18 protein-coding genes and 2 pseudogenes are annotated in these 20520 nt (G+C 47.2%); 12 read left to right on the top strand and 8 right to left on the bottom strand.

Going from position 1 to position 20520, the window contains the following annotated elements:
* Positions 1–88: 88 nt before the first annotated feature.
* Complete coding sequence (gene htpG, locus OOK74_RS07935) at positions 89–1996, bottom strand: molecular chaperone HtpG (protein WP_278182544.1); 1908 nt, start codon at positions 1994–1996, stop codon at positions 89–91.
* A gap of 262 nt (positions 1997–2258) precedes the next feature.
* Here htpG and OOK74_RS15095 point away from each other — a divergent pair.
* From OOK74_RS15095 to OOK74_RS07965, 7 genes and pseudogenes are all read left to right on the top strand, one after another.
* Positions 2259–2604: pseudogene (locus OOK74_RS15095) on the top strand (winged helix-turn-helix domain-containing protein); the annotation flags it as partial.
* Between the two features lie 194 nt (positions 2605–2798).
* Positions 2799–3101 (top strand): annotated as a pseudogene (locus OOK74_RS15100) (transcriptional regulator); the annotation flags it as partial.
* Between the two features lie 9 nt (positions 3102–3110).
* Complete coding sequence (locus OOK74_RS07945) at positions 3111–3632, top strand: regulatory protein ToxS (protein WP_278182546.1); 522 nt, start codon at positions 3111–3113, stop codon at positions 3630–3632.
* Between the two features lie 109 nt (positions 3633–3741).
* On the top strand, positions 3742–4692 hold the full coding sequence (locus OOK74_RS07950; protein WP_278182547.1) for a TIGR01777 family oxidoreductase: 951 nt from the start codon (positions 3742–3744) through the stop codon (positions 4690–4692).
* 142 nt (positions 4693–4834) lie between these two features.
* Positions 4835–5689 carry a thioredoxin family protein gene (locus OOK74_RS07955; RefSeq protein WP_278182548.1) on the top strand — a complete coding sequence of 285 codons (855 nt, stop codon included), beginning with the start codon at positions 4835–4837 and terminating at the stop codon, positions 5687–5689.
* Between the two features lie 168 nt (positions 5690–5857).
* Entirely contained in the window at positions 5858–6778 is a 921-nt protein-coding gene (locus OOK74_RS07960) for an SPFH domain-containing protein (protein ID WP_278182549.1), read from the top strand.
* A 13-nt stretch (positions 6779–6791) separates the two neighbouring features.
* A complete protein-coding gene (locus OOK74_RS07965) occupies positions 6792–7241 on the top strand; it encodes an NfeD family protein (protein WP_278182550.1) in 450 nt (149 codons plus the stop codon).
* A gap of 61 nt (positions 7242–7302) precedes the next feature.
* On the opposite strand, the gene cueR is transcribed toward OOK74_RS07965, so the two are convergent.
* The 5 genes from cueR to zipA all read right to left on the bottom strand — a co-directional run bounded on the left by cueR (position 7303) and on the right by zipA (position 13550).
* A complete protein-coding gene (gene cueR / locus OOK74_RS07970) occupies positions 7303–7722 on the bottom strand; it encodes a Cu(I)-responsive transcriptional regulator (protein ID WP_274721227.1) in 420 nt (139 codons plus the stop codon).
* A 286-nt stretch (positions 7723–8008) separates the two neighbouring features.
* Positions 8009–8830, bottom strand: a complete 822-nt coding sequence (locus OOK74_RS07975) for a DUF2057 domain-containing protein (RefSeq protein ID WP_278182551.1) — start codon at positions 8828–8830, stop codon at positions 8009–8011.
* 75 nt (positions 8831–8905) lie between these two features.
* Entirely contained in the window at positions 8906–9943 is a 1038-nt protein-coding gene (chiP, locus tag OOK74_RS07980) for a chitoporin (RefSeq protein ID WP_278182552.1), read from the bottom strand.
* Between the two features lie 582 nt (positions 9944–10525).
* On the bottom strand, positions 10526–12532 hold the full coding sequence (ligA, locus tag OOK74_RS07985; RefSeq protein WP_278182553.1) for an NAD-dependent DNA ligase LigA: 2007 nt from the start codon (positions 12530–12532) through the stop codon (positions 10526–10528).
* A gap of 133 nt (positions 12533–12665) precedes the next feature.
* A complete protein-coding gene (gene zipA / locus OOK74_RS07990; RefSeq protein ID WP_278182554.1) occupies positions 12666–13550 on the bottom strand; it encodes a cell division protein ZipA in 885 nt (294 codons plus the stop codon).
* A 229-nt stretch (positions 13551–13779) separates the two neighbouring features.
* Here zipA and cysZ point away from each other — a divergent pair, with 229 nt between their 5' ends.
* From cysZ to crr, 5 genes are all read left to right on the top strand, one after another.
* Entirely contained in the window at positions 13780–14526 is a 747-nt protein-coding gene (cysZ, locus tag OOK74_RS07995) for a sulfate transporter CysZ (RefSeq protein ID WP_277206165.1), read from the top strand.
* Between the two features lie 198 nt (positions 14527–14724).
* Positions 14725–15693: a cysteine synthase A gene (gene cysK, locus OOK74_RS08000; RefSeq protein ID WP_278182555.1), complete on the top strand. Its 969-nt coding sequence runs from the start codon at positions 14725–14727 to the stop codon at positions 15691–15693.
* 298 nt (positions 15694–15991) lie between these two features.
* Positions 15992–16249 carry an HPr family phosphocarrier protein gene (locus OOK74_RS08005; protein WP_166014609.1) on the top strand — a complete coding sequence of 86 codons (258 nt, stop codon included), beginning with the start codon at positions 15992–15994 and terminating at the stop codon, positions 16247–16249.
* Positions 16250–16383: 134 nt separating this feature from the next.
* Entirely contained in the window at positions 16384–18105 is a 1722-nt protein-coding gene (ptsI, locus tag OOK74_RS08010) for a phosphoenolpyruvate-protein phosphotransferase PtsI (RefSeq protein ID WP_278182556.1), read from the top strand.
* Positions 18106–18213: 108 nt separating this feature from the next.
* The gene (gene crr / locus OOK74_RS08015; protein WP_166014607.1) at positions 18214–18723 is read left to right on the top strand and encodes a PTS glucose transporter subunit IIA; all 510 of its coding nucleotides are present in this window, start codon (positions 18214–18216) and stop codon (positions 18721–18723) included.
* Between the two features lie 110 nt (positions 18724–18833).
* Here the strand turns inward: crr and OOK74_RS08020 are convergent, their stop codons facing one another.
* Positions 18834–19187 (bottom strand): hypothetical protein, encoded by a 354-nt coding sequence (locus tag OOK74_RS08020; protein WP_278182557.1) that lies wholly within the window; start codon positions 19185–19187, stop codon positions 18834–18836.
* Between the two features lie 131 nt (positions 19188–19318).
* Positions 19319–20479, bottom strand: a complete 1161-nt coding sequence (locus OOK74_RS08025; RefSeq protein ID WP_278182558.1) for a 2-octaprenyl-3-methyl-6-methoxy-1,4-benzoquinol hydroxylase — start codon at positions 20477–20479, stop codon at positions 19319–19321.
* Between the last annotated feature and the right edge of the window lie 41 nt (positions 20480–20520).

Raw genomic sequence — 20520 nt, forward strand, 5'->3', positions numbered from 1 at the left:
CTGCAACCACCACTCTAAAAACGCCAACTTCAGCAACTAAAAAGCCCGCCGAAGCGGGCTAAGAAACCGAAGATCACACCAGTAAGCTTTAGTGTGTAGAGGTTAATAGTTGGTTAATCGCCGTTAAAAATTGGCTTGGATCTTCCATCGAACCGCGTTCGGCCAACATGGCTTGTCCCAGTAATACCTCAACCCAGCGGCCAAAAATTTGTTCATCCGCTTGATCAGCCATGCTTTTCACCAACGCATGCTCTGGGTTAATTTCAAGGATGTACTTCACTTCAGGTGCAGACTGACCCGCTGCGGCCAATAGTTTCGCCATTTGGGTACCCATTTCATAATCATCGGTCACCACTACTGCAGGTGTGTTAGCCAGTTTGAACGTGGTACGAACCTCTTTCACTCGGCTACCTAAATAGCCTTTGATACGTTCAACCACAGACTTAAATTGCTCTTCCGTCTCTTTATGTTTCTCTTTTTCGGCTTCATCTTCGAACTGGCTGAGATCCAAGCCGGCTTTGGTGATGGACTGGAACGCTTTACCCTCAAACTCTGGCAAATAATTCATCAACCATTCGTCAATGCGATCAAACATCAGAATGACTTCAATCCCTTTTGACTTAAACTGCTCCAAGTGTGGGCTGTTTTTCGCAGCGGTATAGCTGTCTGCCGTCAGATAGTAGATCTTGTCTTGACCTTCTTTCATGCGCTCAACATAAGCGGCAAGACCGATGGTTTGCTCTGCCGAATCGACATGAGTAGAAGCAAAACGTAGCAAGCTAGCAATTTGATCACGGTGGGCAAAATCTTCGGCTGGGCCTTCTTTAAGTACCAAACCAAACTCTTTCCAGAATTTTTGATAGTTTTCGGCATCATTGCTCGCCATACGCTCCAGCATGGTCAGCACGCGTTTGGTACAGGCTTGACGCAGCGATTGGGTCACCTTGTTATCTTGCAGAATTTCGCGTGACACGTTGAGCGGCAGATCGTTGGAGTCAATCAAACCACGCACAAAACGCAGGTAAGAAGGCATAAACTGCGCTGCATCATCCATAATAAACACGCGTTGCACATACAGCTTCAAGCCATGTTTATGGTCGCGGTTGTAAAGATCCCACGGCGCTTTGGCTGGAATATACAGCAAGCTGGTGTAATCATTTTTACCTTCAACCTTGTTATGGCTCCACAGCAAAGGATCGCTAAAATCATGCGACACATGCTTATAAAATTCTTTATATTCTTCATCGCTCACCTCTGATTTAGAACGTGTCCATAACGCTTGCGCCTTATTGACCTGTTCCCATTGAGTGACAGCGGTTGCTTGACCTTGTTCATCCAACTCTGCAGTTTGGATATAAACCGGAATACCAATGTGATCAGAATATTTACCAATCACATCGCGCAGACGCCACTCGGACAGAAATTCTTGGCCATCTTCGCGCAAATGTAGAATGATTTCGGTACCACGCGAGGCTTTATTAATGGTTTCAACCGTGTACTCACCTTCCCCTTGCGAATGCCACTGTACCGCATCGGCCGCCGCGCTTCCCGCAGCACGGGTGCGCACGGTCACCGCATCGGCAACAATAAAGGCCGAATAGAAACCAACCCCAAATTGACCAATCAATTGTGAGTTTTTCGACTGCTGATCGGAAAGTTTGGAGAAAAACTCCGCGGTCCCCGATTTCGCAATGGTGCCAAGGTTTTCGATCACTTCATCACGACTCATACCGATACCATTATCGGCAATGGTCAACGTCTGCTGATCTTTATCAAACGATAGCTTGACCGCTAACTCGGCATCCCCCTGATACAGTTCAGGGTTTGAGAGAGCTTGAAAACGCAACTTATCCGCTGCATCAGAAGCATTAGAAATCAATTCACGTAAAAAAATCTCTTTGTTGGAATACAAAGAGTGAATCATCAGGTGCAGTAGTTGCTTAACTTCCGATTGAAAACCACGGGTTTCTTTATTAGTGGTTACTGTATCGCTCATAATCGCTCCGTTTACTTCTGTTTCAAACTGTTGATCCATCGAGAGACAATGGAATGCCTTGATCTGTCAGAGAGATATGGACAAAAAATGTAAATTCAAGGTCAAAAGTCATAAAAACACTGTTTTTTGTTGGCGATTGGATTATCCTAGCCACATATTTTTATCAAAAAAGATAAAAAACCAGTAAAGTCTGCCTATTGGGACAAGGAAATACTGGGATAGCCGATGTTCATACTAGGACGCAACTCAAAAGAAGATATCGATGGGTAATATTGGTACTAAATTCATTGTTGCTGAAAGATTCACCTTTGATCCCTTAAGCAATGCGCTGATTGATAAAGACAATGATCAAGAGTTAATCCGGCTCGGCAGTAACGAAAGCCGCATTCTATGGTTACTGGCCCAGCGTCCCAACGATGTGGTGTCTCGCCATGATTTACATGCTTTTGTCTGGCGCGAACAAGGATTTGAGGTCGATGACTCCAGCCTGACCCAAGCCATTTCAACCTTGCGTAAAACGCTGAAAGATTCCACCAAACTGCCACAATACATTAAAACCGTGCCCAAACGTGGTTATCAACTCATCGCGCGGGTGGAAATTGTTGAACAAACCATTCAGCGTGACAGCGAATTATTAAGCACCGAGTTTGCCGAAACTGACAAGATGTCGTCTGAAGTGCTCGAAGAGTGTACTGCCCCCCAAATCAGCCACTCTCCCCCCTCAACTAGCGCAACGCCAGTCAAAACTAAGCCCGACTGGCTCACTCGGCTAATGTTTTTGGTCGCGATTGTGATGCCATGTTTAGTGTTGCTCACCAACCCAAGCCAAGCCAATTTCAAACCGTTAACCACGGTCGATGGAATTGCGGTCAATACCCCGATTAACCATCCGGATCTGTCACCTTGGCTAATTCCGATCAAATTATGCATCCAAAAATATAATCAACAACATACGGATCAATTAAAGCCACTGATGGTGATTGCCACCGGTGGGCAAAATAACCAACTCACGCTCAACTATATTCATAGCACTGCAGCCTCTAACAGCAATATCAGTTTACGCATTGTGGCCAATCCCAGCGATGCAATTAAAGTGTGCGAATAGGACTTTTCGATGAAATATAGATATATCGCGATTGGCAGCTTATTGTTTAGCCTGTTACTCACCGCCAAGCTGTACTGGGGCAGTGATTTTAAACTGCAACAAGTGTTAACTTCGCGTGAATGGCAATCCAAAATGGTTGCGTTGATCACCAGCCAAAATAACAGCCCAGCCATGGGCGAGTTACGTCGCGTCGAAGTTAATTCGAATGTGAAATATTTGCCCAACGGTACTTATTCGCGGGTTTCGATTGTTAAACTGTTTGCCGAAGATCATACATCTGAGAGTTCAATTAATATCTCCGAATCCGGAGAATGGGATATCAGTGATAATTATCTGCTGGTCACCCCAAACGAATTTAAAGATATCTCATCCAGCCACAACAACGATTTTAATCCAGAACAGCTTCAGCTCATCACTCAACTGTTCAAAATGGAAGCACAACAGAGTCGCCGGATCAATATTGTCAATCCCAGAACGCTGCTGTTTACTAGCCTCAATCATGGTTCGGCTGTATTGTTTAGTAATGAGTAGGTAAGGACCTAGGTTTTAGGTTTTAGGTTTTAGGACCTAGGTCCTAGGTCCTAGGTCCTAGGGTCTATGTCCTAAGTTTTAGTTTTAAGCCCCGCAACAAGGAGCTGTTATGCGCATACTGATCACCGGTGGTAGTGGTTTTATTGGTAGTCAACTGATAAAGATGCTGAGTGGGCATCAACTGCTGGTGCTGACTCGCAACATAACCAAAGCGCACGCGCATTTTAGCGCGCTCGGGGTATTGCCAAAGGCGCGCGCAAATCTGACCTTGCTCGACTCACTGGATTCGCTAGCCGATTTCAATCAAATTGATGCGGTAATCAACCTGGCTGGTGAGCCGATTGCCGATCGGCGCTGGACGACCGCGCAAAAGCAGCGCATTACCGACAGTCGCTTAAACATCACCGAACAGTTGGTCGCAAAAATTCATGCCAGCACCCAACCGCCACGAGTATTACTCAGCGGCTCAGCGGTCGGTTGGTATGGCGATCAGCAACAGCACGCGTTTGATGAGCAGTTACACGTACATAGTCAACATTTCTCACATCAAGTTTGCCAGCAATGGGAACAGCTCGCTTTGAAAGCACAATCAAGTCAGACCCGTGTTTGCCTACTGCGCACAGGTATTGTGCTCGCCCGCCATGGCGGTGCGCTCAAAAAAATGCTGCCCGCTTACCGGCTCGGTCTCGGTGGACCGATTGGCGATGGTCAGCAATATCTGCCGTGGATTCATATGCAAGATATGCTGCGCGCGATACTGTTTTTGCTCGAAACCGAACACGCCCAAGGTGCGTATAATCTCTGTGCGCCCCATCCAGTACCCAATGCGCAATTTAGCCTTACCCTTGCTAACACCTTACAGCGCCCACATTTATTGACCATTCCACGCTGGCTGATACAACTGTTAATGGGTGAAGCCAGCGAGCTACTGCTCGATAGCCAACGAGCCAAACCGAAAAAACTGACTGATTTAGGCTTTCAATTTGACTATTGCCGAATTGAAAGCGCACTCAAACAACTATACCCAAACAACTTGGAGTTACAGGTAGGCGGCAAGTGAGTGAATCCCTATGAGCATAGGCAAACTATGTGATTGGGGTGAGCGAACGTAGCCAACACCGCTGCAACTTCAAGTAGGAAGGGGATATTAAGCCCAACTTCTCCCCAATTTAAATGGGATATTGTGCCACTAAGGATCGACCATGCCAGCCAGCACTATGATTGATGTTACTGAATATAATTTCCAGCAGGTACTTGAACACTCTAGCCTTACGCCAGTGCTGTTTTATTTTTGGGCAGAGGCCAGCCCAGAGAGCGTGCAACTACTACCGGCATTGGAGCAACTGGTTGAACGTTATCAAGGCGCAGTGGTATTGGCTCGTTTAAATTGTCAGCAGCAACAAGCGATTGCCGCACAATTTGGCATTCAAGCCATTCCAACTATTGCCCTATTTATTCAAGGTCAGCCCGTCGATGGTTTAGGTGGCGCGCAACCAATCAGTGCGATTGAAGAGATGCTTGAACGCCATTTACCCAATGCGGAACAGCGTTTAATTCAGCAAGCGCTTGAGTTGGTTGCACAAGGCGAATACCAACCCGCGCTAACGCTATTATCCGGTTTAACGGAACCGTGGTGTAGTCAAGGCGAAGTCAAACTCGCTTTAGCTACTTGTTATCTCGAAACCGGCGCGTTCGATGCCGCCGAGACGATGCTGGCCAGCATTCCACTCGCCTACCAACAAGGCGATTACCGAACCCTATTGGCCAAGCTTGAATTGCATCAGCAGGCCGCAAATAGCCCTGAGTTAATCGCGCTTGAACAGCAGTGGCAAGCCGATCCCAAAAATCCAAGCCTAGCTCTGGAACTGGCACGCCAATACCATCAAGTTAAACGGGATGAAGAAGCGTTGAGTTTACTGTGGTCTTGGCTCAGTCAGGATCTCAATACGCTTGAGGGAGAAATGAAAAAAACCTTGATCGATATGCTCACCGCACTCGGCCAAGGCAACCCGCTCGCTACCCAATATCGCAAGCAGCTTTACTCGCGACTGTATTAATTTAGCCAGAATCGATAAATTGCCACCAGATCGCAATCTTAGCGATGGGTGGCACTCTCTAACCAGTAAGTGCGTATACTTTTTACTTAGGCGTATACCCAAACCACTTGCCGCTGCCGCCAACACGGCATCACAACCACACGCTTCACTCAACAACAAGGAAAGATTATGGCTATTGATTCATTGATCACCCTAGCAATACTGGTTTTCGCCGTGGTTATTTTTCTCTCATCGGCGGTCAAAACCGTGCCTCAAGGCCACAACTGGACAGTCGAGCGCTTTGGGCGTTACACCCAAACCTTACAACCGGGGCTCAATCTCATCATCCCGTTTATTGATCGAGTTGGGCAAAAAATAAACATGATGGAACAAGTGTTAGATATTCCGGCTCAAGAAGTGATTTCCAAAGACAACGCTAGCGTGGTGATTGATGCGGTGTGCTTTGTACAAGTGGTTGATGCTGCCAAAGCCGCTTATGAAGTGAATGATCTTAAACACGCAATCCGTAATTTAACCTTGACCAATATGCGTACTGTGCTTGGCTCAATGGAGCTCGATGAAATGCTCAGTCAACGCGACATGATCAACTCCAAACTCTTAATTATTATCGATCAAGCCACCAGTCCGTGGGGAGTAAAAATTACCCGTATCGAGATTAAAGATGTGCAACCACCGGCAGATTTAACCGCGGCGATGAATGCGCAGATGAAAGCCGAGCGTAACAAACGCGCCGAAGTACTCGAAGCTGAAGGGGTACGCCAAGCGCAGATCTTACGTGCCGAAGGTCAAAAACAATCCGAAATATTGAAAGCTGAAGGCGAAAAGCAAGCGGCGATTTTACAAGCCGAAGCGCGTGAGCGCGCCGCCGAAGCCGAAGCGAAGGCCACCACTATGGTGTCCGAAGCCATCGCCAAAGGTGATATGCAAGCGGTCAATTACTTTATTGCTCAAGGCTATACCGAAGCGCTTAAAGCGATTGGCCAAGCAGAAAATAGCAAAATCATTATGCTGCCACTGGAAGCAACCGGCTTAATGGGATCTGTGGCGGGAATTGCAGAAATGTTTCAATCCTCTCAATCTAAGCAATAGGTAAGGTAGTCCTGTGATCACGCTACTCTCGCAATTGAATGTTTGGCACTGGCTAACTTTAGGCTTGCTACTGCTCGCCGTCGAACTGCTCGGTACCGCAGGTTATTTCCTGTGGCTGGGCCTTTCTGCATTATTGGTCGGAGCGCTACTGCTGGTGCTGCCTTTAGGTTGGCAATTACAGTGGTTGGCGTTTGCCAGCTTCGCTCTCGTCACCACTTGGTTGTGGTGGCGACGCCAATTTAGCCAAGATAAACAGCACGATGCCACGCGCGATCTGAACCAAAAAGAGAAGCAACTGATTGGGCGGATGATCCCGATTGCGCAAGATACCGCCGCCGGAGAGTTTCAAGTCGCGCTGGGTGATACGCGCTGGACTGCGCGCTGCGCTACCCCGCTGGCCGCAGGTACTGTGGTCAGTGTGATTGCGTTGGATGGCATTATTCTGATTGTTGAGCCAATTTAGCCGACACTCTCGCTAACCCGCTTGATATATCCAAACAACTTGGCGTTGCAGGTAGGCGAGTTCAAACTTTGATCGTGGATTGATTGCAACACTCGCCTTGTTTGAGCTGATCAATGATCGGGCATTCGCTGCCCTCATCGCCGGGGCAACTGGCTACCCAGCTCTCGAGCTGCTGCTTGATCAGGCTTAGCTCAGCCAGTTGGCTTGAGACTTGTTGCAGCTTGTGTTGCGCTCGGGCACGAACGGCGGCGCGGGTGCGCTCTGGGTTATTGGCCAGCGCCAGCATGGCTTGGCACTCATCTAAACTAAACCCTACCCGCCGACAGCGTGCGATCAGCAGTAAATCATCCACATGCCGCTGCGTATAAGTGCGATAACCACTGGCGGAGCGCAGTGGCGGGGTGATGAGACCTTTCTCTTCGTATAGGCGAATCGACTTGGCGGTAAGCTCGGTCAGTTTGGCGATTTGGCTAATATTCATATACCCTTCCTACTTGAAGTTGCAGCGGTGTTGGCTACGTTCGCTCACCCCAATCACATAGTTTGCCTATGCTCATGGGGATTCACTCACTTGCCGCCTACCTGTAACTCTAAGTTGTTTGGGTATAGGCTCCCCCATCCCAAACAAAAAAATAAACCCAACGATAAAAAACCACAAAGGCATGGGGGTTAACCATGCCTTGTTAGGATTAAAAATGCAATTCAATACCGTGGGCGAGAAAAATAGCCGCCAACAACTTGGCGTTACAGATAAGCTAAGTAAACGCTTACTCTTGGCTAATCAGCCAAGCCAGAATCGCCGCTTTATCGGCTTTGTCAGCTTTTTGGTACCAATCCGCCATCATAATCACCAGCTTATGCTCGCTGACCAAGGGTTGATTAACCACCGCGCGGTTGGCAAATGCCCAGTTGGCAAATTCTTGCTGTTCTGCGCTAGTGGCTTCGCTATACAGATATTGCACCATTTGGTTAGTTTTTGACGCAGGCTCAACTACAGCTTGAGATGGAACAGCGGCAACCGCAGTAGTTTGAACCATTGTCCGCTGGGTAACAAAATCGGCTTCATCAATCACAGCGGTAAAATAAGCTTTCGGGACGCTAAATTCGATTTGGTTTCTATTGGTTGATGAAACTAAGGTGAATAGCACTGAATCAGAGTTCAGTTGCTGAATATATTCTTGAGATAAGGGGAACTTAAACCACTGTGTAGTCGTGCAATGTTCCGTACAGGTTTCGGCTAATGGCCGATACGTTTCCAGTTTAAACTGCTGTGCTGAGTACGCTACGCTGTCAAACTGATCGTAATTTTTAAAGTAGGTGACGTTCATATTCACATATGAACCACCAATGTTCTGCGCGCCAGCTTTAGGGAAATTAGCCACATAGTTCAATTCGGATTTTACAACATCGGGCCCTAAAACCGCTTTCGCATCAGGCTTGATATCTTTAGCTACGACTTGAACGTAGTTGTGCCGCTCTTTAACCTCTTTCGCCACATCATTGAACTCACTAGAACTGTCTAAATTACTGCATCCAACGGCCATGGTGATAGCTGAAAATAATATGGTCGTTTTAAATAAATTCATCATTTATGTCCTTGTTATGGAGTAAAAACACCGGCACAAGGCCGGCGTTTTCATTAAAGATAGGCGTAAATCGTAAGATTAGAAGCCGTATTCAATACCTAAGCGTACGAACATTGTCTTATCGGCAGCATTGTAGGCGTCATGCTGACCAACACGAAGGTATGGTACAAAGCCGTTTTTCACATACATCAACTGTGCAGACAACACTTCATCATCGTCGCCTTGCTTAACATTGTTGACTTCAGATTCCATATTCGCGGCATAGCCGACTTTGAAGCCCCATGGACCATTCCAGTATTGACCAATTAGTGAGTATTGAGCTTGCTCACCTTCTTGACCATTAACGATCTTAGATGCGCCTTCAGTGTATTTATAAGCACCAGCAAGACCAAAACCAGCTGGCAGAGGTAATTCAAAACCTACAATATATGCTGTTGCATCGGTCAAGAAAGTTTGGTCAACATCTTGAGCATTTTTATAGCCATACTTGAATTTAGAGTTACTTTCATAGCCAGCATGTAAGGTAACCATATCAGCTAGGTTATAGTGTACTGCAGCACCAACATGGTTAGAACCTTTAGTACCGGTATCACCACGACCCACAGAAACATTGAAAGTTAAACCACCAAATGCTGGTGAGTCGTAACGAGCGATATCACCTTTACGGTCATAATGGCCAGCAACATCGCCACCCCAGTCAAACACGCGGCCTAAACCTGGGTTAGAGTATGGCCAGTCGACAATTTCATACAAAGGAGTCAGCATACGACCGAAACGTACTTTACCCCAATCGCCTTGCAGACCGATGAAAGTGTCACGCGCGCCCAATGTGTTACCTTTACCATCTTCGCCAACGTAACCAGATTCAATTTGCATAAATACGTTTACGTTATCAAACATATCTTTGCTTGCGCGGAAACCGATACGCGATTCATTTTCGTAATCATAGCCGCTGCTATCTTCTTGATAGAATACAGAAATTGCTGCTACACCGTACGCTTGTACATTGAAATCAGACAGAACACCGATTGCACCAGTTTCAGATGCCGCAAATGCACCTGTTGACGCCATCGCTACTGCAGCACCCAGAAGAGTACGTTTAAACATTTTGTCCATGGATAACTCCTAAAAATGGATATAGCTGTTTTTGAATTTCCCCCTTAAGTTGGCCGCCGAAGGGAGAAGTCATTTCCTTTTCGAGTATCGAGTTCGATGCTCTTAGTGGTTGGCACACTGTTGTGTATCCATGTCTGTAGACTAACGCTCGGCTCAGAAACATCAATCAGAACTTAATTTTTATCTAAAAAAATATGAGCTACGGCAAACTTCTGGCCAGTAAGTGATCGAGATCGACTTATGAGTAGCCCCTACAGTCACCAAAATTAACTATATGAATTTAAATGAATTTTATTTTTTGATTGTTATTTTTTTTGAATTAGATCGAAGAAAGGTAAAAAGCATCGTGACTTTTTCAAAGCATAAAAAAGTCATCAAATCGGGAAATTAGCCGAGTTGTTTTTGAACAAAAATAAACCCCAGCACAGGCTGAGGTTTAGATAATTTTAAGCAAATAAGTTCCCATCATCGCGGCACTGATGTGCCAAAAGCGGGCAGAGATCTCAATTTGGCGACTTTACGCTAGCAGATAACTCGATAAGCCAACCTGATAAGCGATTTCAGTCATCGGCTACGGCCGGTTTATTTTAACCACGCCAGCAATGCGGCCTCATCTTGCACCTCAACCCCAAGCTCGATCGCTTTGCTAAGCTTTGAACCCGCGGCCGCTCCGGCAAACAGAATATCGGTTTTGGCCGAAACACTACCGGTCACTTTCGCGCCTAATGCTTGCAGTGCTGTTTTAGCTTCGCTGCGCGACAGCTCTGTGAACGTGCCGGTGATCACCACCACTTTACCGGCTAACGGTGAATCGCTCGCCTCCGTAGCGATCATATCTGGCCAAGTCACTCCCAGATTTTGCAGATCGGCAATCACTTGCTGGTTGCGTGGCTCAGCAAAAAAGGCCAGCAAATGGTCGGCCACCACACTGCCGACATCGGCAACCGCCAGCAATTGCTCGCGATCGGCGTTGGCAATCGCCTCTAAGCTTAAGAAATGCTGCGCAAGGTTGAGCGCGGTGGCTTCCCCCACTTCACGAATGCCGAGCGCATACAAAAATTTGGCTAAGCTGGTGTGTTTGGCTTTATTGAGCGCATCCAGCACATTTTGCGCCGATTTAGGCCCCATACGCTCTAATAGCGTAAGTGGCGCTAGGGTTAAGCGAAATAGGTCGGCAGGAGTATGCACCAGTTCGCGATCCACCAACTGCTCAATCACTTTATCGCCTAAGCCTTCGACATCGAGCGCTTTACGCGACACAAAATGTTTTAACGCTTGTTTGCGCTGAGCTTGGCAAATTAACCCGCCGCTGCAGCGTGCTACCGCTTCACCGACCACTCGCTCAATCTCAGATTGGCAAACCGGACAACACAGTGGAAAGACGATCGGCTTGGCATCGGCTGGACGGCGCTCAAGCACCACCGAGACAATTTGCGGGATCACATCACCCGCGCGGCGGATCACCACCGTATCGCCGACCATTACACCTAAACGGGCAATTTCATCACCATTGTGTAAGGTGGCATTACTGACGGTCACGCCGCCGACAAACACCGGTTCGAGTTTGGCAACCGGAGTGATGGCACCCGTGCGACCGACTTGAAATTCCACTTCATTAAGCAGAGTTAACTCTTCTTGAGCGGGAAATTTGTAGGCAATCGCCCAGCGCGGCGCTTTGGCCACAAAACCAAGCCGCTCTTGCAGGGCAATATCATCGACTTTGATCACCACGCCATCAATTTCATAAGCCAGCTCGCTACGGCGCTGCAAAATATCTTGATAGAAGGCTTTCACCTCATCGAGCGAGTTCACCTGCTGAGTGGCTGGGCAAATCGGTAATCCCCACTTTTTCAGCTGTAGAAAACGCTGATAGTGACTGCCCGCTAACTCGCCACCTTCAATAATACCGACGCTGTAAGCATAAAATGCCAATGGACGCTGGGCGGTAATTTTAGAATCTAATTGACGCAAACTGCCAGCCGCCGCATTACGCGGGTTGACAAACTGCTTTTCGCCTTTTTTAAGCGCACGTGCGTTAAGTGCTTCAAAACCGGCTTTAGGCATAAACACTTCGCCACGCACTTCCAGTCGAGCAGGGAAATTGCTGCCTTGTAAACGCAGTGGGATCGCTTTAATGGTGCGTACGTTAGCGGTGATATTCTCCCCCGTCGCGCCATCACCACGAGTCGCGGCGCGAGTCAGCACTCCCTCTTCATACAATAAACTGACCGCTAAACCATCGAGTTTAGGCTCACAGCAAAATGGGCTATCGGCTACTGCAGCAATTCGATCCAGCATACGGCGATAGAAGCTATCCAGCTCGCTATCATCAAACGCATTATCCAGCGATAACATCGGGATTTCATGCTCAACCGGTGTAAAGCCCTCTAATGGGCGGCCACCCACGCGCAAACTGGGTGAATCTGGGCTGATTAATTCAGGATGCTCAGCTTCTAAAGCGAGCAGTTCGCGCATTAAGCGATCATATTCGGCATCCGGAATGGTCGGTGCGTCTTCTACATAATAACGCACACCATGTTGATGCAGGGTTTGTCTTAGCTCGGTTAATCGTTGCACGATATTTGACATGGTCATTCTCTCGGATGATAAAAAAAGGCTCCGCAGAGCCTTATTCGTCATTTGGGTATCGGGTTATTTTATGCTCTTCCTACTTCGAATTGTTTGGGTAGAGCAGACTGAACGCGGCGCATCTTAATCAATACTAGGCATGGGTAGTGCGCGCTTTGGCTTTAAAATCTTGAATTTGCTTGCGATAAGCATCCAATCGATTGGGCGTCATTAAGTTGCGCGCATCGTCCAACACATGGCCACTGAGATCATCAGCAATTTGCTGCGCGGTTTTCAGCATCAATTTAAAGTTTTGCTCAGGATCGCCAAAACCCGGTAAGGTCATAAAAAACGAGATGCCTTGGGTCGTAAAATCGGCCGGATCATCATGCATCAAGGTTCCCGGTTGCATCATATTGGCGACGCTAAACAGCACTTTGCCAGTGCCTGAAAGATCCGCATGACGATGGAAAATATCCATCTCACCAAATAACAAGCCATTTTGTTGCATGCTATCGAATAGCTTAGTACCAACGAACTGCTGGTTACCTGCACAGTGCACGTTAAGCACAATCACATCGAGTGGCTCTTCCTGAGGCGAAGGTTCAATCTGCGGCGATGGTTGTGTTGGACTCTCGGAGGCAATGACAGTATGCACCACCGGTTCAGGCTCAGAGAGCGAGGAAGTCGCCGATGCTACGGGTACTGATTGGCGATGATAATTCGCCTCAATAGCTGCAGATTCAGTTGCAGATTCGGGCAACTCATCGCTAGAGGGAAAATCGGCGATCAGAGGATCGGCAGATCCTTTTGACAAGCCAAAATCAGGCTCTTTACGCGGTTTACGAATGATCTCAAACTCATCGGCAGCTGCAGATGACGGCGCAGTGGGTTGCTCACTAGCGGTATCAATTTTACGCAGAGGTTTATGCCCAAACTTGGATTTCCCCTCTTTTTTGCTGGTCCACAGACCGTGAAATAGCAACGCGGCAATTGCCAGCGCGCCAACCATTATCAATACGAATCGCAATTCCTGCATCTTAAACTCTCAATATCCCGTTTGATGTTCTGAGCTCTAGCGCCCGACAGGACGTGGTTCAGGGTGTGGGTTTGGCTTGTCGCGATACTTTACCAAAACTCTCGTTGAATTTAGAACAACTTAATGCGAGAAGTTGCCAACATCACGCGTTTTTTTTGCGGTTTAAGCATTTTACTTACCTCGCAATCCAGTACAATCTGAGCCTGGTTTATCAAGGAACATCGCATTTATGCACCCTACCCGCTCTGGATTTGGCTACTTCTACTATGGCCTGTGTTTGGCATTCACTCCCGGTATCCGCCGCTTTGTCGCACTGCCGCTGTTGGCTAACATGGTGCTGGTGGGCAGCGCAATGTACTACTTATTTAGCCAGTTGGATATGTGGATTAGCCAGTGGCTCGGCCACCTGCCACTCTTTTTGGCTTGGCTGCGCTATGTGCTGTGGCCATTACTGGCGCTAACCATCATTGCAACCTTTTCTTATTTTTTTAGCACCTTGGCCAATTTTATTGCGGCACCCTTTAATGGTTTATTAGCGGAAAAAATCGAGCAGCACTTATCCGGCCAAGTGCTCAGCGAACAGAGTGTATGGTCACTGATCAAAGATGTGCCACGCATATTGGCACGCGAATGGCGCAAGCTACTGTATATGCTGCCCAGAGCACTGGGGTTACTGCTGTTACTGTTAATCCCCGCGATCGGCCAAACTGTCGGTCCACTGGCTTGGTTGCTGTTCAGCGCTTGGATGCTGGCGATCCAATATTGTGACTACCCGTTCGATAATCATAAAATTGCTTTTGATGATATGCGTAATACTTTGCAACAAAATCAAGCTCAGGCTTATAGCTTTGGATTGATGGTGGCGCTGCTCGCCAGTATTCCGATCATCAATCTATTTATCATGCCGGTGGCGGTGTGCGGAGCAACCGCCATGTGGGTTGAAAAATTTAAACCACACTATAAACCAATCAGTTAGGATGACCGCAAGCGCGCATATTCGCACACAAATATGCGCCGACTAAAATAAGGTTTTTACCCGCGATGAGCACCACATAAGTTATAACTTTTTAATCTTTTTCCCTTAGTGAATATCCACTTATGCTCTCATCATACTCACTATTCACGCACATACCGCTTAACGGGCTGACGGCGTACTGAATGAAGGAACATCACCATGAGCAAAATCTATCAAGACAACTCCCTGACGATTGGTAACACACCGCTGGTGCGCTTAAACAAAGTGTCAACGGGTAACGTGCTGGTCAAAATCGAGGCGCGCAACCCGAGTTTCAGTGTTAAATGCCGGATCGGTGCCAACATGATTTGGGATGCCGAACAACAAGGCAAACTCAAAGCTGGGGTGGAATTAGTTGAGCCAACCAGTGGTAACACTGGAGTAGCGCTGGCTTTTGTCGCCGCGGCACGGGGTTATAAATTAACCCTGACCATGCCAGAATCAATGAGCTTAGAGCGGCGTAAACTGCTCAAAGCACTGGGTGCCAATTTAGTGCTCACCGAAGCAGCCAAAGGCATGAAAGGCGCGATTGCTAAAGCGGAAGAGATTGTCGCCAGCAATCCAGAAAAATACCTGTTATTGCAACAATTTAACAACCCAGCCAACCCACAAATCCACGAGCAAACCACTGGCCCAGAGATTTGGGATGCCACCGATGGTCAAGTGGATGTGTTTGTGGCTGGGGTCGGTACCGGCGGCACATTAACCGGCACCAGCCGTTATATTAAAGGCACCAAAGGCAAAGCAATTGTGTCGGTGGCGGTCGAGCCGGCCGAGTCACCGGTCATCACCCAAGCGTTAGCGGGCCAAGAAATCAAACCCGCTCCGCATAAAATTCAGGGCATTGGCGCCGGTTTTATCCCCGGCAACTTAGATTTAAGCCTGATTGACCGTGTTGAGCTGGTGACCTCAGAAGAGGCGATTTCAATGGCGCGTCGCCTAATGGAAGAAGAAGGTATTTTAGCCGGAATCTCTTCTGGCGCGGCGGTAGTTGCCGCGAATAGAATCGCACAATCACCTGAATTTAAAGGAAAAACCATCGTAACCGTACTACCAAGCTCTGGTGAGCGCTATTTGAGCACCGCGCTGTTTTCGGGCATTTTTACCGATAAAGAGAACCAACAATAATATGTAGCGAAATCAATTTTTCGTTTAAAAAAGCCCCAGTCAGGGGCTTTTTTGTTGATCCCTGCCTCACCTTTGGTAATATCGGGGCGTTTTATTTTTCGCTTCAAAATAAAGAAGCCATTGATTTACACTCTACCGCTCAAATTGCAAAAAATAGCAAAGGCGATAGGTAAAATTTTAACCAGTCTTAAGTTCTAACACGAAAAGCCTGTGACAGTGCTAGCACAAAGCGGGTTATGCAGTTAAGCTAATTCTGGTTGACAAACTTACAAAAAATAATCTTATTGGGGTATTAAACATGTACGAGAAGCAAGTAGAAATCACAGCAGAAAATGGCCTTCACACTCGCCCAGCTGCACAGTTTGTAAAAGAAGCGAAAGCTTTCGATGCAGACATCACTGTGACTTCTAACGGTAAAAGTGCAAGTGCAAAAAGTCTGTTCAAGCTGCAAACGCTAGGTCTGGTAAAAGGCACAGTTGTGACTATCTCTGCCGAAGGTCCTCAAGCGAAAGAAGCCGTTGACCACTTAGTGGCTCTGATGGACCAACTTCACTAATCCTGTCTTCCTGTTAAAGCCATTTTGTGCACACAAAATGGCTTTGTTGGAAATAACCCGAGAAATACGCTACATATTTATGGTTAGCGTTTGTCCCATCTCCCGTTTACAGTTGACCAGTTTAAGGTAAGGCTATGATTTCAGGCATTCTAGCATCTCCAGGTATTGCGATTGGTAAAGCACTACTTCTTCAAGAAGATGAAATTGTCCTAAACACAAACACCATTTCAGATGATCAAGTAGAAGCCGAAGTTGAGCGCTTTTACACTGCGCGTAACAAATCTTCTGCGCAGTTAGAAGTGATCAAACAAAAAGCACTTGAAACTTTTGGTGAAGAAAAAGAAGCCATCTTTGAAGGCCATATCATGTTGCTTGAAGATGAAGAGCTAGAAGAAGAGATTTTAGCCCTCATCAAGAATGATAAAATGGCGGCCGATAACGCGATCTACACCGTTATCGAAGAACAAGCTACCGCGCTTGAGTCATTAGACGATGAATATCTCAAAGAACGTGCCACCGACATCCGTGATATCGGTACCCGTTTTGTGAAAAATGCCCTAGGTATGCATATCGTTTCGCTCAGCGAAATCGATCAAGAAGTGATCCTAGTGGCCTACGATTTAACGCCTTCTGAAACCGCACAAATTAACCTGAACTATGTGTTAGGTTTTGTGTGTGATATCGGCGGCCGTACTTCTCACACTTCTATCATGGCACGTTCTCTAGAACTGCCAGCGATCGTCGGCGCTAACGACATCACTAAGAAAGTGAAAAACGGCGACACCCTGATCCTGGACGCAATGAACAACAAGATCATTGTCAATCCAACCCAAGCTCAAATTGAAGAAGCGAAAGCAGTTAAAGCCGCTTTCCTGGCTGAAAAAGAAGAGCTGGCGAAACTGAAAGACCTACCAGCAGAAACGCTAGATGGTCACCGCGTTGAAGTGTGCGGCAACATCGGCACAGTCAAAGACTGTGACGGCATCATCCGTAACGGTGGTGAAGGTGTTGGCCTATACCGTACTGAATTCCTGTTTATGGATCGTGACGCACTACCGACTGAAGAAGAGCAATACCACGCTTATAAAGAAGTGGCAGAAGCGATGAACGGTCAAGCGGTGATTATCCGTACTATGGATATCGGCGGCGACAAAGATCTGCCTTACATGGATCTGCCAAAAGAGATGAACCCATTCTTGGGTTGGCGTGCAGTACGTATCAGCTTAGATCGTCGTGAAATCCTGCGTGATCAGCTACGTGGTATTCTGCGTGCATCTGCTCACGGTAAACTACGCGTAATGTTCCCAATGATCATTTCGGTAGAAGAGATCCGTGAACTGAAAAACGCGATTGAAGAGTACAAAGTTGAACTGCGTGCTGAAGGTCATGCGTTCGATGAAAACATCGAAATCGGTGTGATGGTGGAAACTCCTGCTGCGGCTGCAATTGCGCACCACTTAGCTAAAGAAGTTTCTTTCTTCTCTATCGGTACTAACGATTTAACTCAGTACACACTGGCGGTTGACCGTGGTAACGAGATGATTTCTCACCTGTATAACCCACTTTCGCCTGCGGTACTGACCGTGATTAAGCAAGTGATTGACGCTTCTCACGCGGAAGGTAAATGGACTGGTATGTGTGGTGAGCTAGCTGGCGACGAACGTGCTACTCTATTACTGCTGGGTATGGGTCTTGATGAGTTCTCAATGAGCGGTATCTCGATTCCAACTGTGAAGAAAGTGATCCGTAACGCTAATTTCGCTGAAATCAAAGCGATGGCTGAACACGCAATTTCACTGCCAACTGCGGCAGAAATTGAAGCTTGTGTCGATCAGTTCATCGCTGCAAAAGCGTAATTATTGGTTAATACCAACAAGATAGACGATGAAAATAGTCGTCTATCTTTGGCGATTGGTATACTATACTTCGACAGAATAAAACTAACACGTTAGGAGCATGACACAATGGGTCTGTTTGACAAACTTAAGAAGCTCGTCTCTGACGACAGCGCTAACGCAGGTGCAATCGAAATCATCGCACCTCTTTCTGGTGAAATCGTTAACATCGAAGATGTGCCAGATGTGGTTTTTGCTGAAAAAATCGTTGGTGACGGTATCGCGATCAAGCCTGCTGGTAACAAGATGGTAGCTCCTGTTAACGGTACTATCGGCAAAATCTTCGAAACCAACCATGCATTCTCTATCGAATCTGACGACGGCATCGAGCTGTTTGTTCACTTCGGTATTGATACTGTTGAACTGAAAGGCGAAGGCTTCACTCGCATCGCTGAAGAAGGTCAATCAGTAAAAATCGGCGATACTATTATCGAATTCGATTTGGCTCTACTAGAAGAGAAAGCAAAATCAACTCTGACTCCTGTGGTTATTTCTAACATGGATGAGATCAAAGAGCTGAACAAACTTGCTGGCTCAGTAGTGGTTGGCGAAACTGCTATCCTACGCGTTACCAAGTAATCCACTTGTGTGATATCAAAAACGCTGCCTTATGCAGCGTTTTTTGTTTTTAGCACCAGAATCAGGAAGTTATCCCTATGCTGCTCTTTGATAAGTCGTCAGTCAGCAGATTAGGCTTTGATGAGTTGTGCTAAGGCGATTAATAAGCCGCCAAGAGCAGTAACCGAACCAATAGCGGTGACAATAATTGTTGATTTCAAAGAAGAAAACTTCATATCCATTTTAGTTTCAAGCTCACCAATGCGAGTAGAAAGCTTAGTCTCAACCTCATCAATGCGCGCTGAAAGCTTAGTCTCAACGGCATCGATACGGGCTGAAAGCTTAGCCTCAACGGCATCGATGCGAATGATGAGTTTATCTTCCACACGGTTAAGTTCATCACGGGTAGCGTTATGCTGCGCCTGATCAACAAGTAATTTGAGTAGATCTTTTTGTGTAATTTGGCCTGTATCGTTCATCTTCATCGCCCCAAATACCTTTGATTAATAATTATACCACAGCTCAGATTAAAACTTGCTAGCCACTTTAGCATAAACAAAGCGTATTCAGTGAATGGATGCTGAACATTCATCTGACTTGCGAGAGATGACCAATACTAAAGGCCGAGCGCATAACGCAGCACTTGGTTTTTTAATGGCCCGGCACGTTCGGCAGCCGCTAGCGCAGCATTGCGCAGCAACTTGAGTGGTAGATGCGAGTTACTGAACGTTTGATAAAACAGATCCATACCGGTTTGCATCAATAGATTATCGGCACGCCGACCACGCTGATAAGCGGTAAAGTGCGCTAACGTCAGCAGTGTTTGATGCTCGGTTTGGGCCAATAATTCCGCCACGTCTTTAAAACCAAGGTTTACCCCCTGCCCGGCGAGTGGGTTAATGGTATGTGCTGCATCCCCCACTAACACACAGCGATTTTTCACATACTGCTGAGCATGACGACGAGTCAGTGGGAAGCTGGCCTGCTGCAATACGCGAATATCTCCGAGTTCGGCTGGGAAATGCTCAATAATCTCACTGCGTAATTGCGCTGGATTTAAACCTACCAGTGTGCGGATCCGCTGTGGGCTATCGTACCAAACCAACGATGCTTGATTGCCACCTAGCGGCAAATAAGAGCGCGGCCCAGTTGGAAAAAACTGCTGCCAAGTGGTCTCTTGCTGAATACGCTGAGTCTCAACATTAATCAACAAACAGTGTTGGCGATAATCCCACGCAGTGATGCCAATCTGTGCCAATTGACGTACTTGGGAGTTGGCGCCATCGGCACCAATCACCCAATCGCACTCCAGTACGGTACCCGATTGCAAAATAGCCTGACATCCCTGTTCACTTACCTCCAGTTTTAGCAACTGATCTGGGCACATCAAGGTCAGTTGCGGATAATCCGCCAACTGCTGCCACAAGCCGAGTTGAATAATGCGATTTTCCACCATGTAACCTAAGTGTGGTAAATCCAAGGCGTGACAGGAAAAACGTGTGCGACACTCAGGATGTTCCCACGTTTCCAAATAGTGATAGGGACAAGCACGCATCGCCACAATGTTTGGCCAAGCGCCAAGTGATTCTAAAAGCTGCACTGAGGTGTGTGATATAGCCGAGACACGCACATCCATCGCTTGAGCTGGCTCAAATGGCTGCGGTGCACAGCTATCGATCAAAGCGACCGTGCGTCCTTGCTGGGCAAATCCCAGCGCCGCCGCCGCGCCAACCATGCCACCACCTACTACTAAAATGTCAAACTTGTTGCTGCTCATCGGTTTCTCACTCGGCCTATCATCCCCAACGCATTGTACGG

Source organism: Vibrio misgurnus, from assembly GCF_029635775.1.
In the GTDB taxonomy this organism is placed as follows: domain Bacteria; phylum Pseudomonadota; class Gammaproteobacteria; order Enterobacterales; family Vibrionaceae; genus Vibrio; species Vibrio chanodichtyis.